This window comes from Williamsia maris, assembly GCF_024171815.1.
Taxonomy (GTDB): Bacteria; Actinomycetota; Actinomycetes; order Mycobacteriales; family Mycobacteriaceae; genus Williamsia_A; species Williamsia_A maris.
On the sequence record NZ_JAMTCJ010000003.1, the window covers coordinates 896,622 to 913,233 of the forward strand.

Consider the following 16,612-nt stretch of genomic DNA (forward strand, 5'->3'; position numbering starts at 1 on the left):
GGGGTCACCGATCACCGAACCGCCCGCCGACGCGGCGAACGCGCGGTCGAGCTTGATCCTGGTGACGTGCACGGTGGTCTCGGTGATGCCGTACATGTTGACCAGCACCGGCGACGAGTCGTCGTGCCGCTCGTACCACTTGCCGAGCTGGCCGAGGTCGAGCGCCTCGCCGCCGAAGATGATGTAGCGCAACGACAGGTCGTCGGCCGTCCCGCCGGTGCCCGCGGCGACGCGGCGATCCTCCTCGGAGAGTTGGTAGAACGCCGACGGGGTCTGGTTGAGCACGGTCACGCCCTCGCGGACCAGCAACTCCCGGAACGCGCTCGGGGTGCGCGAGGTGGCGAAGTCGACGACGACGAGGGCACCGCCGTACAGCAGCGGTCCCCACAGTTCCCACACCGAGAAGTCGAACGCGTACGAGTGGAACATCGTCCAGACGTCGGACTCGCCGAATCCGAAGTACGAGTCGGTGTTGTCGAACAGCGCGACGACGGACTCGTGGGTGACCACGACGCCCTTGGGTCGCCCGGTCGACCCGGACGTGTAGATGACATAGGCGGCGTTGGACGCGCGCAGCGGTCCTTCGCGATCGGCATCGGCGACCGGCGACGCGTCCGCGGCGGCGAGTTCCCGTGCGAGCGTTGACGATCCGAGGGTGAGGACGGTGGGCAGCGCGTCGGGCAGCGAGGCGCGCAACGCCTCGGTGGTCAGGACCACCGACGGAGACGCGTTGTCGACCACGTAGGTCAGGCGGTCACGCGGGTGGGTGACGTCGAGCGGCAGGTAGGCGCCGCCGGCCTTCATGGTGGCCAGCAGGGCGACGACGAGGTCCACCGTCTTGTCCAGCGCGATGGCCACGAGCCGGTCCGGGCCCACCCCACGGTCGATCAACACCCGGGCGAGGCGGTTTGCCCTGCCGTCGAGCTCGGCGTAGGTCAGCGTGACGTCACCGTCGGTGGTCGCACGGTTGCCCGGGGTGCGGGCCACCTGCTCGTCGAACCGCGACACGAGGGTCACCGCGGCCGGCGGGGTACCGGACAGACCGGGCACGAATCCCACGGTTCGCCAGGCCTTGTCGACCGCGGAGTCCAGCAGGGTGCCGACCTCGGCCGGTGGCGCCACGGCGATCATCGGGATGAGGCCGGTCAGGGCGATGGTCAGGATCGCGTCGGCGTTCATCCCCCGCTCGGTGAGCGGTCCGCTGATCAGGGCCAGGCGTTCGTCGAGGTCGCGGTAGGACACCGCGGTGCCGTCGTAGGCGATGGCGTCGGCATCCGGGGTGATCGCGGCGGCCGCGGCCACCAGGGCCGGCATGTCGTCGACCGTGGGTACGCGCGCGTCGAGATCGTCGGTGTCGCCCGGGGCCGCGGCGACCGAGGGGACCCCGGTCATGTCGAGGTCGGCGACGGGCAGAGACGGCGTCGTGGCGGCGGCTCCGAGCAGCGCCACGTAGCGATCGCCGATGTCGGCGACCGAGATCTCGTCGAACAGGTCGGTGGCGTAGCTGATCTGGCCGGTGAGGCCGACCACCGCACCGTCGTCGGAGAACACCTCGTCGAGGTTGACCGACAGATCGAACTGGGCGGTCGCCGTACGCATCTCGGAGAAGATCTCGACATCGACGTCACCCAGCGCCACGTGTGCGCGCTCGTTGTTCTGGTAGGCGAGCACCACCTGGAAGAACGGCGAGTAGGCGTTGGTGCGTCGGCGTCCGAGCGCACCGACGAGCTCCTCGAACGGCACGTCACTGTTGTCGAACGCGGTCAGGTCGGTGTCGCGCACCGAGGCGAGCAGGTCGGCGAACGACGCGTCCGGGTCGACGTCGGTGCGCAGGACCACGGTGTTGACGAAGACACCAACGAGGTCGGCCAGTCGGGGATCGGTCCGACCGACGATCGGTGTGCCGATGGTGATGTCGCGGCTGCCGGAGTACCGGCCCAGCAACACCGCGAGCGCGGCGTGGGCGACCATGAACACCGACACCGAGTGCTCGCGGGCGACCGCGTCGATGCGCGCGTAGGTCGCGTCGTCGATGCGGAACGTGACGACGCCACCGTCGGTGGTGCGCTGCGGCGGGCGGGGGCGGTCGGTGGGCAGCTCGAGCAGCTCCGGGGCATCGGCGAGGGTGCTGCGCCAGTGCTCGATCTGTCCGGCGATCACCGAGGTCGGATCGGTCGGGACGCCGAGGTGGCCGCGCTGCCATGCCGCGTAGTCGACGTACTGCACCGGCAGCGGCTCGAAGTCCGGTGTCACACCGCGTGATCGGGCCTCGTAGGAGACGACGAGATCGCGGGCCAGCGGCGCGAGCGAGGCGCCGTCACCGCTGATGTGGTGGATGATCACCGCGAGCACGACGTCGTCGGGGGCGATCTCGAACAGTCCGGCACGCACCGGGATCGACGTGGTGACGTCGAAACCCTGCGACGCGAACCCGATGACCGCGTCCGTCATCTCCGACTCGGTCACCGCGACCGCGGTGACGTCGACATCGACGTCGTCGATCTCCAGCACGCGTTGGTACTGCGTGCCGTCGGCCGTCGGGAAGATCGTGCGCAGCGTCTGCTGGCGGAGGACCACATCGCGCAGCGCCGACCGGAGGGCCTCGACGTCGAGGGCGCCGCGCATGCGCACGACCAGCGGGATGTTGTAGGCGGGCGAGGTGGGGTCGAAGCGGTTGAGCAGCCACATCTGCTGCTGTGCCAACGACAGGACCGGCCGTTCACCTGCGAGCCCCGGGCGCAGAGCGTCGGTCGACGGCGCGGGCATCGCGACCCCGGAGGCGCCGTCGATGCGCGCGGCCAGACCGGCGACGGTCGGGTGGTCGAAGATGTCGCGCACCGGGACCCGGGTGCCGACCGCGGAGGTCAGTCGGGCCGCGACCTTGGTGGCGACGAGCGAGTTGCCGCCGAGGTCGAACATCGAGGCGTCGGCGCCGACGGTGGCCAGTCCGAGAGCATCGGCGAAGACGTCGGCCACCAGCTGCTCGGTCGGGGTCTGCGGCGAACGCCCCTCTCCGGCCAGAGAACTCAGGTCGGGGGCGGGCAGGGCGGCGCGGTCGAACTTGCCCGAGCGTGTCAGCGGGATCTCGTCGAGGAACACGACCACCGACGGGACCATGTGCGACGGGACCCGGGTGCCTGCGAACTCGCGGATCGCGGCGGAATCGGTGTGCCCGGGCGCCACGACGTAGGACACCAACGCGGTGCCACCCGAGGGCATCGGCGCGCCGACGGTGCTGGCGAACGTGACATCCGGGTGGGCGGTCAGCGCGGCGTCGACCTCGCCGAGTTCGATGCGGAAGCCGCGGACCTTGACCTGGAAGTCGCGGCGTCCGACATAGAAGATCTCGAGGTGGTCGCCGACCGGGACCCACCGGACGACGTCACCGGTGCGGTACATCCGATCGCCGGACGCCCCATGGGGATTCGCGACGAAGCGATCCGCGGTCAGGCCGGGGCGCGCGTGGTAGCCGCGCGCCGTCGCCGCACCGCTCAGGTAGAGCTCACCGTCGACACCGACGGGTACCGGCTGTAGACGACGGTCGAGCACGAGCGACGTCAGGCCGCGGACCGGCGAACCGATCGTGATGGTCTCACCGGGCGCCATCGGACCGGCGATGTCGGCGAAACAGGTTGCCTCGGTGGGGCCGTAGCCGTTGAACATCGCACGGCCGGGAGCCCAGCGCTCGACCAGTTCGGGCGGGCACGCCTCGCCGCCGACGATCACGGTCGCGAAGGCGTCGAGCCCGGTGGGGTCGACCGACGCGAGCGCCGCGGGGGTGACGAAGCCGTGGGTCACCGCGTTCCCGGCGAGCAGGTCGTGGAGGTCGTCCCCGCCGTAGACCTCGGTCGGCGCGATGACCATCGTCGAGCCGTGCGCCAGCGCGAGCAGCACCTCGAGGACCGACGCGTCGAAGCTCGGCGACGCGAAGTGCAGTGTCCGCGAATCGGGGGCCAGGCCGAACCGATCGGACTGCTCGACCATCAGGCGGGCGAGACCGCCGTGGGTCACCGCGACGCCCTTGGGGACCCCGGTCGTGCCCGAGGTGTAGATCATGTACGCGAGGTTCGAGACGCGTACCGGCGCGCAACGATCGGCGTCGGTCACCGAGGAGGTGGGCTGCTCGGCGAGTGCTCCGGCGCACTCGTCGGAGTCGATCTCCCACCAGTCGACGGTCGATGGTCGCGCCTCGCGCCACCGCGCGGTCGACAGACCGAACACCGCGCCCGAGTCGACGAGCATGTGCTCGATCCGGTCGATCGGATACCGCATGTCCACCGGCAGGTAGGCGGCACCGGTCTTGGCCACGGCCCAGAGACCGACCATGAAGTCGACCGACCGTCCCATGCCGAGCGCGACGATCTGCTCCGGGCCGATGCCGCGGGAGATGAGCGCACGAGCGAGCGCGTTCGATCGGGAGTCGAGGTCGGCGTAGGTGATCGACGCATCAGGTGCGACGACCGCGTCCCGGGTGCCGCCGAGACCGGCGGCCCGGGTCAGCAGCTCGGGTAGCGGCGTCACCGGCGGGAGCTCGACCGACCCGGTGCGGTCCTGGTGCAGCAGCAGCGAACGCTCGTCGGCGTCGAGGATGTCGAGGTCGAGGACGCATGCGGAGGGATCGGCGGCGATCTGCGTGAGCACACGGACGAAGGCGCGCAGGATGCCCTGCGCGCGGTCGGCGTCCACGGCGTGCGGCAGGTACTTCGCCGAGAGCCGCAGGGCCGGATCGGTGATCGCGATGACGGTCAGCGGGTAGTGCGTCGCGTCGACGACGTCGGCGTCGGTGACCCGCATCCCGTCGACACTGCTGGCCGCGGCCAGTGCGTCCCGGTCGAGCGGGTAGGACTCGTAGACCATCATCGTGTCGAACAGCGAGTCGACGTCGGTGGTGGCCACGATGTCGGCGAGGCCGACGGTGTGGTGGTCGAGCAGCTCGGCCTGTTCGTGGGAGACCCGCTTGAACAGTCCGGCCAGGTCGTCGCCGTCGTGCATGGTGATGCGCACCGGCAGCGTGTTGATGAACAACCCGACCATGGTCTCGATGCCGGGGACCTCGGGGGGACGGCCGGAGACGGTGGTGCCGAACACGACGTCGTCGCGACCGACCAACCGCGACAACACGATCGCCCATCCGGCCTGCAGGACGGTGTTGAGGGTGATGCCGGCGTCGCGGACGTAGTCGGTGAGCCGCGCCATCACGTCGTCGTCGACGGTCACCTCGACGACACCGGGGACGGTGTCGGTCGGGTCGTCGGCACCGCCCGGGGCGACGAGCGTGGGCTCGTCGATCCCCGCGAGCGCCGATCCCCACACCTGCACCGAGCGCTCGGTGTCCTGCTCGGCCGACCACGACAGGTAGTTGCGGTAGGCCGGCGGCGACGGGAGCTGGTCCCCGACCCCTCCGGCGGCGTAGATCGCGAACAGGTCGCCGATGTAGAGCGGCATCGACCACCCGTCCATCAGGATGTGGTGGTTGGTCAGCACGAAGCGGAAACGGCCGTCGCCGGTGTCCAGCAGCAGGAACCGGACGAGCGGCGGTGTGCCCATGTCGAATCGGGTGAGGCGGTCGCGTCGGGTGAGGCGATCGATCTCGGCGTGCGTCTCGGCGGGATCGAGCCCGCTGAGGTCGTGCTGGTCCCACGCGGCGGTGGCGCCGGTGGTGACGACCTGCAGCGGCGAGCCGCTCTCGGTGACCGCGAACGCCGCGCGCAGGTTCGGGTGACGCGCGATCAGGGCGTCGGCACTGGCGTGCAGACGGTCGACGTCGACGACGCCGGTGAGGTCGAGCACGATCTGCGCGGTGTACAGGTCGACCGACCCGGTCGACAGTTCGGCGTGGAACAGCAGTCCCTGCTGCAGCGGCGTCAGCGGCCACGCGTCGACCATCGCGGCGAAACGGCTTTCGAGGGTGTCGATGTCGGCCTGGGTGACCGCCACCAGGTCGAGGTCCGACGGGGTGAACCCACCCGCGGTCGGGGTGGCCGCATGCCGGGCGATCGACTCCAACGAGCGCTGCCACAGGTCGACGAACTCGTCGATCGCGTCGTCGCCGATGGCGCCGGCCGGGTAGTCGATGGTCGCCGACAGCTGCGGGCCGGTGGCCGACTCGGTGACCATCGCGTTGATGTCGATGACGGCCCGCACCGGGACGTCCGGTCCGCGCAGACCCGCGAGTGCGTTGTCCCCGTCCGGGATCCAGGCGCCGGAGGCGTCCGTGCCGGTGAGCCGGCCGAGGTAGTTGAAGCTGATCGACGGGTCGCCGTGACCCGCGAGCGCCTCTCTGCCCTCGGGGTTGAGGTAGCGCAGCAGCCCGTATCCGACGCCGCGGCGCGGAACGGCTGCCAGCTCTTCCTTGACCGTCTTGACCAGTGCCCCGGCCGCGGGACCGCCGGCGAGTGCGTCGTCGATGTCGCAGGATCCGGTGTCCAGGCGCACAGGGTAGACGGTGGTGAACCATCCGACGGTGCGCGAGAGATCGGCACCCGGGAGCAGTTCCTCCTCGCGGCCGTGCGCCTCGAGCGAGACCACAACCGCGTCCCCCGATCCGCCGTGTCGGCTGCGCCAGTGTCGGCTCGCCAGGGCCAGCGCCGCGAGCAGCCCGTCGTTGACCCCGCCGTGGAAGGCCTGCGGCACGCGGGTCAGCAGGGTCTCGGTCAGCTCCGACGACAGCGTCAGCTCGCGGTGGCGCAGCGTCGAGACGGTGTCGCGGGCGGGGTCGATGGTCAGCGGTGAGTCCGCGACACCCGCGAGGACCGACCGCCAGTGGTCGAGTTCGTCGCCGATGTCGGCGTGGGCCGCGAGTTCGGCGAGGCCGTGGGCCCACCGACGCATGGACGTGCCCTGGGCGGGCAGCGCGACCGGCTGCCCCTGCTCGGCCTGCGACCACGCGACGGCGAGGTCGGGCAACAGGATTCGCCACGACACCCCGTCGACGGCGAGGTGGTGGATGACCAGCAGCAGCCGGTGCGCGGTGTGCGCGGTCCAGTCGCCGCCGACGACGACCGCACCGATGATGTGCCCGGTGGACGGGTCGAGGCGCTCGGTGACGGCGTGGGCGGCCTCGCGGACCGCGTCGTCGAACGCGGCGGTGCCCGGCTCCGCCGGGAGGGTGAGGTGCTCGATCGTCGGGCCGGTGGCCTCGGAGACCTCGGCGACGACATGGTCGAGTGAACCGTCCGGACGCGTCACCAGCGACGACCGCAGGATGTCGTGCTGCGCGATCACGCCGTTCAGGGTGGCCGCCAACACCGCGTCGTCGAACGGTTCGGGAAGCGGCACCACGATCGACTGCGCCCACGGCCCGATTGCGGCGGGGTACTCGGCCATCCAGTTGATCACCGGGGTGGTGGGCAGCTCGCCGACACCGCCGCCGGGCAGCTCGGCCAGCACCGTCGTCGAGCCCTCGGCGCGCGCGACCGCGGCGAGCTCACCGATCGTCTTCTGCTCGAACACCTCTCGTGAGGTGAAGTGCACCCCGGCCGCGCGGGCCCGCGAGACCAACTGGATCGACATGATGCTGTCGCCGCCGAGCCCGAAGAACGAGTCGTCGAGGCCGACGTCGCCGCGCCCGACGATCTCCTCGACCAGACCCACGAGCGTGCGCTCGGTATCGGTGGTCGGCGCGCGGAAGGCCACTGCGTGGGCGGTGAAATCCGGCTCCGGCAGCGCCTTTCGGTCCACCTTGCCGCTGGGGCCGAGGGGCATCGCGTCGAGCGCGACGACGGCGTCGGGCACCATGTACGCGGGCAGGCGGGACCGCACGGCGCCGATCACCGCGGCGGTGTCGATCTCGTGGTCGGCGGTGGCGACGGCGTAGGCGACGAGGCGCTGGCCCTGCGGGCTCTCGTGGACCGTCACGACGGTCTCGCGGACCGCGGGGTCGGCCAGGACGGCCGCCTCGATCTCACCGAGTTCGATGCGCAGGCCGCGGACCTTCACCTGGAAGTCGCTGCGCCCCACGTACTCCAGCTCGCCGTCCGGGCTCCACCGGACGAGGTCACCGGTGCGGTACATCCGCTCCGACGCCCCGCCGAGGGCGGACGCCACGAATCGCGTCGAGGTCTGCGCGACGTCGGCCAGATAGCCGCGTGCGAGTTGGACGCCGCCGAGGTACAGCTCGCCCACCGCTCCGACGACCACCGGTGTCAGGGCACGGTCGAGCACCCACACACCGGTGTTCCAGACCGGCCGACCGATCGGCACCGACACCACGTCGTCGGCGACGTACTCGTGGAACGTGACGTCGACAGCGGCCTCGGTCGGACCGTAGAGGTTGTGCACCTCGACGTCGGCGAGCGCGGCCATCCGCGACGCGATCAGCGGGGTCAGGGCCTCGCCGCTGGCGAACACCCGGCGCAGGGTCCCGAGTTCCGCCGCACCGACCGACTCGACGAACAGCGCCAACATCGACGGCACGAAGTGCAGCGTCGTGACCGACCGCGCGGCGATGAGCTCGGCCAGGTACTCCGGGTCGCGGTGGCCGTCGGGGACGGCGATCGCGACCGACGCGCCGACCTGCAGGGCCCAGAAGAGCTCCCACACCGACACGTCGAAGGTGACCGGCGTCTTGTGCATGACCACGTCGGCAGGCTGCAGCGGGTACTCCCCCTGCATCCAGCGCAGACGGTTGACGATCGAACGGTGGCTGACCGCAACGCCTTTGGGACGTCCGGTCGACCCCGAGGTGAAGATGACGTAGGCCGTGTGGTCCGGCCGCAGCGGCGCCACGCGATCGGCGTCGGTCAGCGGCGTGGTCGGCGAGGTGTCCTCGATCGAGTCCACCGAGACCGGCGTCGGCGCGTCCGGGACGCCGTCGGGCACCACGAACGCGTCGGCGTCGGTGGTCAGGATCGCGACCGGTGTCGACGTGGTGAGAACCGCGACGATGCGGTCGTCGGGGCTGTCGAGGTCGAGCGGGACATACGCGCCGCCCGCCTCGACGACGGCGTGGACACCGACCAGCAGCTCGAACGACCGGCGCATGGCGATGGCCACGTGGGTGTCCGGCCCGACCCCCAGCGACACGAGGTGGCGGGCGAGGCGCGCCACGCGGTCGGAGAACTCCCGATAGGTGAGTTCGGCGTCGCCGGAGTACAGGGCCGGCGCGTCCGGTGTGGCCTCGGCCTGCGCGTGCCAGATCTCCGGCAGCGTGAGCGCGTCACCGATGTCGTGGGCGGTGTCGTTCCATTCCCGCGTGATCGTGTCGATCTCGGTCGCCGACCCCAGGCGCACCGAGTCGACCGGCGCGGTCCGGTCGGCCTCGAGCAGCCGCGCGAGGAAGTCGACGAAGCGGTCGAGGTGACGGTGCAGGTCGGTGTCGGTGTACGACCGCGGGTTGGCCTCGAGGTCGATCCGCAGACGCTCACCCTCGGCGCCGGGGTAGATGTTGACCGCGAGGTCCTCGACGGGACCGGTGGTCAGTACGTGCGTCTGGCCCTTGATGTCGCCGAACGTGAGACCCGACTGGAACATCATCAGGTTGATCGACGGCCCGAACAGACCGCGCTCACCGGTGCCCTGACCGATGTCGCGACGCATGTCCTCGTGCCGGTACAGCTGACGTCGCAGCGCGCCGGTGAGCGCGGTCTGCACGTCGGAGATCAATCCGCCGACGGTCGCGGTCGCCGGGACCGCGAGACGCATCGGGACGATGTTGGAGACCATGCCGGCGGCGTTGCGCAGTTTCGCGGTGTTGCGTGCCGACACCGGGAGGCTGAGGACGACGTCGTCGGTGTCGGCCATCCGGGACATGTAGACGGCGAAGGCGGCGATGACGGCCGGGGCGGAGCTGCCCGACGACTCGCGGGACGCCGCGTCGAGGAGATCGCCGACCTGCTCGGACACCTCCACCGACGCGATCCGGGAGAACTCACCGGGCGGTTCGCGCCGCGTCGCCAGCGACACGGCCCCGGGCAGCCCCTCGTTGCGTTCGGCCCAGTAGTCGCGGTCCTTGGCGAAACGGGGCGACTCGCGGTAGACGCGCTCACCCTCGGTGAGCTCGGCGAGGTGCGCACCCTTCCACGCCTCGGGCTCGTCACCCGCGACGATGGCCGTATAGGCCCGCGCGACGAAGCTCAGCATGGCCATCGCGCCGAAACCGTCCATGACGATGTGGTGCGCGCGCCAGTACCAGAGGTGGTGATCGGGGCCCAGGCGGAGCAGCGCGGTGATCGTGAGGCGGTCGGTGATGACGTCGATGGGCCGGCTGTAGTCGGCGCGCATCCACTCCAGGGCGGCGGCGCGCGGATCAGGGGCGTCGGAGAAGTCGACCTCGTCGATCGCGTCGTCGGCGGCGGAGTCGATGTACTGCAGGGGGACGTCGTCGGTCTCGACGAGACGGAGGAAGCCCGAACCGCCCGCGCGACCGCCGGCGTTGGACGCGGCAGTCAGCGCCGCGAGATCCACCGGACCGTTCAGTTCGACGTATTCGGCGATGTTGATGGGAATGCTGCCCAGCGCCTGCTGGGCGAACCAGATACCACGCTGTGCCGCCGAGAGCGGAAACGCTTCGGCGGGCACTACTGCTGGTGCATCGGAGCGGCCAGCAACCAAGTTCTCTTGCTCCAATCCCGAACCAAATGCTCGCCTGTCCCCGAAACAATGATCGCATGGACGTTTATGTCCGTACGCCAGGACATGATGATTTCATTCTGCGCTTCGAATAGGCGATCAACACGCCTATAAGTCAGCAGATGCCTCTGGTCCTAGACAATCATTGCTCATCGGAAGCGCCGGTATCACTATCAGCAAAACGACTGCCAACGTTACACGAGCGACGACGGGACGGCACTGAGTGGAGCGGGAGACAGACTGGCCGTCTGCACACCGACGGCCGGTCCGGGTCAGGCGTCGGAGAGCCTGCTGGCGATACCGCGCAGGTCGATCTCGCTGGTTCGCATGGCGACACCGCGAGCCGGGCCCGTGGTGCCGGCGTCGAGATCACTGAGATCGGACAGCACGCGGGCGAACGTCCCGTCGACGACGGAGGCGACGGTGGCCGGGTTCCGCTCGGCGGAGAGGGCGGGCATCCCGGCGAAGATCGCGGCCACGACGGCGGCGCGATCGTCCATCTGCTGGCTGCGGGTCACCGGGACCATCAGCTCGATGGCGGCGGCCAGATCCCGGTAGCTCATGCTCCGGTAGTGGTAGCGGATGACCACGCGCTCCGGCGTGGTCTCGGCCAGACGGCCGACCGCGGTCACCAGATCATTGGTCGTGTCGTTGCCGACATTCGATGCGCTCATGGTCGTTCCCCCCGACCGAACTGCTGCAAATGACATATCTCACCCCTAATGTTGGTGACACCATACGTGCTGATGGCAAGACTATGCGACCACGTGGTCTCCGTGGGTTGACATTTTGTTACGCAATACAACGGTGACCTGCGCCACATCGGACGCCGAACGGCCCGTGAACTGCGGGTTCGACGAAAAATCCCATGTAACCAATGTTTCACAGCTTGGTGATCTGTGCCACATCCGTGTCGCGATCGCGTCTGGGGCGTGATCTGCGGGCCCACCTGGGGTGAACAACAGACACCGCAGCCGGGCACATTGCGTGCCCGGCTGCGGTGGGATGTCTGTGGTGCGAGGAGCTACTGCTTGGCGTCGGCCTCCATGGCGTCGATCAGGCTCTGCGGCCTCAGATCGGTCCAGTGCTCGTTGACGTAATCGAGGCACTCCGACCGAGACGCCTCGCCGAAGACCTTGTTCCAGCCCGCCGGGATGTCGGCGAACGTCGGCCACAGCGAGTGCTGATTCTCGTCGTTGACCAGCACGAAGAACCGGCCGTCCTCATCATCGAATGGGTTGCTCATCTGATGTTGTCCCTCCTTGAACTGGTCATGCGTGCCGACGAGCGGTTCACGCCTGGCGGGATCCCGCGACCGCCATCGTCGCCTGGATCCGGACCGACGACAGAGTAGTCGCAAGGCCGGACGCACCCGAGGCCGCGAGGCCGGGGACGGTCATCATCAGCGCGACGGTCAGTGCGGAGTCGTCGATCGACTCACCGCCGGACATCGCCATCGACGCGCAGGTCGCGCGCTGGGCCAGCTCGCCCAGGGTCAGGCTGACGTCGGGCATGCACACGGCGGGCACCGAGGGCGCGACCCGCGCCGCGGCGGCGACGAGTTCGGCGAGTGTGCGATTCTCCGGCACGGGTTCACCGGACTGACCGGGATTGCCCGAACGACGACCCGATCCACGCTGCGTGCGGAGCTGCATTGCCACGACGCCCTCCTGACTTGGTAAGAAACCGTCGAATCGAGAAACTCTCCCGGATACGAACCCGGTCTGACGAATGATCGATTGTCTGGTTCAGGGAAAATACTAACCGTTCTCTCAACACCGATAAGAAAATGGCGGGTATTCACTTCACTGGACTACCTATCGTCGCGGCGGGCCGTGGTGTTACCGCCGGATTGCTGCGCTAGGTTCGAGGGGTGATCCGGGCTCATGGCGCGTGACACGCGTCGAGTCGGCGGAGCCGGACACCGACCACCCGAGGGACAGGACGGAAATGCAAGCCAGGCGGGCTGAACAGAGTGCCGTGGTCGCGGAGGGACTGGTCAAGCGCTTCGGCGAGTTCACGGCCGTCGACGGGGTCAGCTTCACCGTCGAGACGGGCACGGTCCTGGGCCTGCTGGGTCCCAACGGCGCAGGCAAGACGACCACGGTCAACATGCTCGCGACCCTGCTCCTGCCCGACGCCGGGACCGCGCGCATCGCCGGCCACGACGTCGTCTCCGAACGCGCCGAGGTGCGCCGGTCGATCATGCTGACCGGTCAGTTCGCCGCTCTCGACGAATCACTCACCGGACACGAGAACCTCGTCCTGTTCGGTCGACTCATGGGCCTGGACAAGAAAGCCGCGCGGGCGCGCGCCGAGGAATTGCTCGAGGCCTTCAATCTCACCGAGGCCGCCAAGCGCCGCGTCGGCAAGTTCTCCGGCGGCATGCGCCGTCGCATCGACATCGCCTGCGGACTCGTCGTCCGACCCGAGGTGGTCTTCCTCGACGAGCCGACCACCGGCCTGGACCCGCGCAGCAGGCAGGACGTCTGGAACATCGTCACGTCACTGCGCGATCTGGGCATCACCACCCTGCTGACGACGCAGTATCTCGAGGAGGCCGATCTCCTCAGCGACAACATCGTCGTCATCGACAAGGGCAAGGTCATCGCCGAGGGCACCGCCGACGACCTCAAGGACCGCGTCAGCGGCACCTTCTGCGAGATCGTGCCGAGCTACCCCGACGACGTCGTCAAGATCACCGAGCTGCTGGCCGACCTGGCGCCGGCGGACCAGATCCGCACCAACGCCGCCGGGACCTCACTGACCGTCCCCGCCACACGCGGTACAAACACCCTCGTCGAGATCGTGCGCCGCCTCGACGACGCCCAGATCGCCCTGACCGACGTCGGCCTGCGCCGCCCGTCGCTCGACGACGTCTTCCTCAAGCTGACCGAGGCGCCACCGGTGCCGGGTGCCGCGCGGTGACCACCACGGCCGACCGTCCGCTGGTGATCGGCGGGCTCACCAAGCCCGAGATCAGCACCCTCGGACAGATTCTCGCGCTGACCGAACGGTCGCTGCGCGGGATGATGCGTCAGGGCGAGTTCGTGCTCGGCATCGTCGCTCCGGTGATGCTGACCATCTGCTTCTACGTCCCGCTGCGCAGCATCTTCGACTCGTTCCCCGGCGTGAACTACGCCCAGTTCCTGATGCCGGTCATCTTGCTGCAGTCGGTGGGGTTCGTCGCGACCTCGGCGGCGATGCGCGCCGCGGCCGACGGCAGCGCGGGCATCACCGACCGTCTGCGCAGCATGCCGGTCAACGCGGTCATCCCGATGCTGGCGCGTCTCGTCGCGAACGCGATCCTGCTCGTCATCTCGCTGATCTGGGCGGTCATCTCGGGCCTCGTCATCGGATGGCGCCCCGAACACGGCCCCGGCTACCTGTTCGGGTTCCTGCTCGTGGCCTTCGTCGTCGGCCTGTTGCTCGCGCTGGGCGCCGACGCGATCGGTGTGGTGTCGTCGAACCCCGAGGCCACCAGCCAGGCACTGGCCCTCCCCCAGCTCATCCTCGGCATGCTCTCGACCGGATTCGTCCCCGAGACCTCGTTCCCGGAGTGGATCCGCCCCTTCGCCCGTAACCAGCCCATCTCGCAGTTCACCGAACTGATGCGCGGCTTCGACGCAGGCAAGGTCACCTGGGACATCGCCACCGCACCGCTCATCTGGGCGGGCAGCATCGCCGTCCTCGCCGTCGGCGGCGGGGTGTACATCATCGTCACGGGCGCACGCCGATGAACTGGGAGATCACCGGGCAGCCGTCCGACGACCGCGACGCCCCGACCACACGCATTCCGCGGCGGCCACGGCACCGGTCGCCGAACGAGTCCGGCAGCGACCACTGGTGGCGCTCCGAGCGCCCCGCGGCCCCGCGCCGCTCGGTCGACCCCGACGACGCCGTGACCCGGCGGACCGAGGTCCCACCGTCGCGTCAGGTCCTGTTCCCCGGCACCGGGTCGATCCGTGCGGTCGTCGGACCGTGGACCGTGCTGGCACCCGAGTCCTCGACGGACTGGTCGACCGAGCGGATCTCGTCGTCGTCGAAGGACTCCCCCGACGAGCCGGCCACCACCCGACTCACGCCGCTGGCGCACACCATGACCAAGGACCCCGTCGAGCGCGGCGAGACCCCGGCGCCCGCGACCACACGGACCGCGGACCGGTCGATGGTCACCCGATTCCCCGTCGCCGAACAGACCGGCGAGCGTGGACTGCGGGCGTATCTCCTGCACACGAGCATCCTCACCGGACGCCAGGTGCTGGTGGTGCTGCGCGACCGCGTCACCCTGTTGCAGACGCTGCTCTTCCCCGCGCTGAGCATGATCATGTTCAAGGTCGTCCTCGGCGACGCCATCGGTCAGGCGACCGGGCAGAACAGCGCGTTCGGCACGGTCCCGCTCGTGGTCCTCGTGGGCGCGATGTTCGGCTCCCTCGCCGGCGGTGTGCGCCTCACGAGTGAACGCAAGACCGGCCTGTTGACCCGGCTCTACGTGTTGCCGGTGCACCGCGGCGCCGACCTGAGCGCCCGGATCATCGCCGAGTTGATGCGCATCCTGCTCGGCACGGTGATCCTGATGCTGTTCGGCATGTTCATCGGTTGGCGGTTCAACCAGGGGTTCATCCCCGCGGTCGGCATCTTCGTCGTCGCACTGCTCTACGGCGCCGCGTTCTTCAGCATCGTCCTCGCGCTGGCGCTGTCGGCGTCGAACATCCCGCTCGTGCCGATCATGTCGCTGGTGTCGAGCCTGTTCATGTTCTTCAACTCCGGTTTCTCCCCGGTCAGCGCGTATCCCGGTGTGCTGCAGCCGATCGTCGCCAACCAACCGATGACCTGTGCCATCGACACGATGCGCGCCCTGGCCATCGGCGGACCGGTCGCCGACAGTCTGACCAAGACCCTGATCTGGGCGATCGGCGCACTGTTGCTGTTCACCTACCCGGCGCTGCGCGGCTACCGCCGTGCCGCGAGTTCGGCCGGCTGAGCGCAGCCCTGCACCCCCTGCACGACCTCTGCGCCCCGCCGATGTGATGCGAACGCACGATTGACCGGCGCGCCCGGACCTCGCGATCATCGAGATCCGATGCGCCGACATCGATCGGTGGGGTGATCAGGGGGGACTGCATCCATGTCTGACATGAGCGATCAGCGACCACGCACGCTGTCGGTGGTGATACCGGCGTTCAACGAGGCCGACGCGATCGGCACGTGCCTTCAGGCGCTGCTGTCCCAGTCGCCGCCACCCACCGAGATCATCGTCGTGGACAACAACTCCTCCGACGACACCGCGCGGGCCGCTGCGGCATTCGGCGGGCCGCAGTCGGTGGTCCGGGTCGTGACCGAAACCCGTCAGGGCGTGCAGCACGCCCGGGATCGGGGCGTCGCCGAGGCGACCGGCGACCTCATCGCACGTATCGACGCCGACACCTACGCGTCGGCCGGATGGGTGGCTGCGATCCACCGGTTCTTCGCGGTGGCACCCGACCACATCGGTGGCGGCTACGGGATGATGACCATGCACGATCTGCCGTTCCAGAAGCCCTTCGCGGCGATGCAGCGTCGGCTGACGGCTCGGGTGCGTTCGAAACTGCACGCGGGGTCGGTGACCGTGGTCGGCGAGGCGATCGGCGGGAACTGCGTGATGCGCGCCCAGGTCTGGCGGGAGGTGGCGGGCAAGACCAGCCGGCGCGGCGACATCATGGAGGACGCCGACCTGTCGCTGACCATCCGCGGGGCCGGGTGGCAGTTCGCGTTGATCCCCGACATGACCGCCCAGACCTCCGGCCGCCGTCTCGCGTCGAGTCCCCGTAACTACTGGCGCTACACCGCCTACAGCCCGCGCACCTACGCCATGCACGGCCGACGTCGGGCCGCGGTGTTCGCCGCCATCGGGATCCAATTCGCCCGCGCCGCCCACCTCCTGATCTGGGCCGTGCTGCTGTGGTGGGACCTCGACGAGAAACGTTTTCGGGGCCGACCCGCGGGGCTGCGCAAGGGAGATCGCGAACTTCCGTCGGGTCTGCGGACGGACTGACCTCAGGCG

General features: G+C 69.4%; 8 protein-coding genes (1 of these 8 running past the window's edge). 4 read left to right on the forward strand and 4 right to left on the reverse strand.

Annotation, left to right across the window (positions count from 1 at the left end; genetic code table 11):
* The 4 genes from LX13_RS17405 to LX13_RS17420 form a co-directional block, all read right to left on the reverse strand.
* Window positions 1-10,518: the start of a non-ribosomal peptide synthase/polyketide synthase gene (locus tag LX13_RS17405; protein ID WP_253662525.1), read on the reverse strand. It extends 23,334 nt beyond the left edge of the window; the window shows 10,518 of its 33,852 coding nt (coding positions 1-10,518); its start codon is at window positions 10,516-10,518; its stop codon lies beyond the left edge, outside the window.
* A gap of 323 nt (window positions 10,519-10,841) precedes the next feature.
* Window positions 10,842-11,243, reverse strand: coding sequence for a hypothetical protein (locus LX13_RS17410; protein WP_253662526.1), 402 nt, complete (start codon window positions 11,241-11,243; stop codon window positions 10,842-10,844).
* A 350-nt stretch (window positions 11,244-11,593) separates the two neighbouring features.
* Complete coding sequence (locus LX13_RS17415) at window positions 11,594-11,815, reverse strand: MbtH family protein (protein WP_188489341.1); 222 nt, start codon at window positions 11,813-11,815, stop codon at window positions 11,594-11,596.
* 46 nt (window positions 11,816-11,861) lie between these two features.
* The gene (locus LX13_RS17420) at window positions 11,862-12,230 is read right to left on the reverse strand and encodes a hypothetical protein (RefSeq protein ID WP_253662527.1); all 369 of its coding nucleotides are present in this window, start codon (window positions 12,228-12,230) and stop codon (window positions 11,862-11,864) included.
* 289 nt (window positions 12,231-12,519) lie between these two features.
* On the opposite strand from LX13_RS17420, the gene LX13_RS17425 reads away from it, so the two are divergent.
* The 4 genes from LX13_RS17425 to LX13_RS17440 all read left to right on the forward strand — a co-directional run bounded on the left by LX13_RS17425 (window position 12,520) and on the right by LX13_RS17440 (window position 16,603).
* Complete coding sequence (locus LX13_RS17425) at window positions 12,520-13,497, forward strand: ATP-binding cassette domain-containing protein (RefSeq protein WP_253662528.1); 978 nt, start codon at window positions 12,520-12,522, stop codon at window positions 13,495-13,497.
* A complete protein-coding gene (locus LX13_RS17430; RefSeq protein ID WP_253662529.1) occupies window positions 13,494-14,309 on the forward strand; it encodes an ABC transporter permease in 816 nt (271 codons plus the stop codon). Before LX13_RS17425 ends, LX13_RS17430 begins: the two co-directional genes overlap by 4 nt.
* A gap of 428 nt (window positions 14,310-14,737) precedes the next feature.
* Window positions 14,738-15,553 carry an ABC transporter permease gene (locus LX13_RS17435; protein WP_372499954.1) on the forward strand — a complete coding sequence of 272 codons (816 nt, stop codon included), beginning with the start codon at window positions 14,738-14,740 and terminating at the stop codon, window positions 15,551-15,553.
* 144 nt (window positions 15,554-15,697) lie between these two features.
* Window positions 15,698-16,603 carry a glycosyltransferase family 2 protein gene (locus LX13_RS17440; RefSeq protein ID WP_253662530.1) on the forward strand — a complete coding sequence of 302 codons (906 nt, stop codon included), beginning with the start codon at window positions 15,698-15,700 and terminating at the stop codon, window positions 16,601-16,603.
* The last annotated feature ends 9 nt before the right edge of the window (window positions 16,604-16,612 follow it).

Excerpts from the sequence above, each read along its gene's own strand:
- LX13_RS17440 (WP_253662530.1), top strand. The coding sequence starts at position 15,698 with ATGTCTGACATGAGCGATCAGCGACCACGCACGCTGTCGGTGGTGATA.
- LX13_RS17410 (WP_253662526.1), bottom strand. The coding sequence starts at position 11,243 with ATGAGCGCATCGAATGTCGGCAACGACACGACCAATGATCTGGTGACC.
- LX13_RS17435 (WP_372499954.1), top strand. The coding sequence starts at position 14,738 with ATGGTCACCCGATTCCCCGTCGCCGAACAGACCGGCGAGCGTGGACTG.
- LX13_RS17425 (WP_253662528.1), top strand. The coding sequence starts at position 12,520 with ATGCAAGCCAGGCGGGCTGAACAGAGTGCCGTGGTCGCGGAGGGACTG.
- LX13_RS17415 (WP_188489341.1), bottom strand. The coding sequence starts at position 11,815 with ATGAGCAACCCATTCGATGATGAGGACGGCCGGTTCTTCGTGCTGGTC.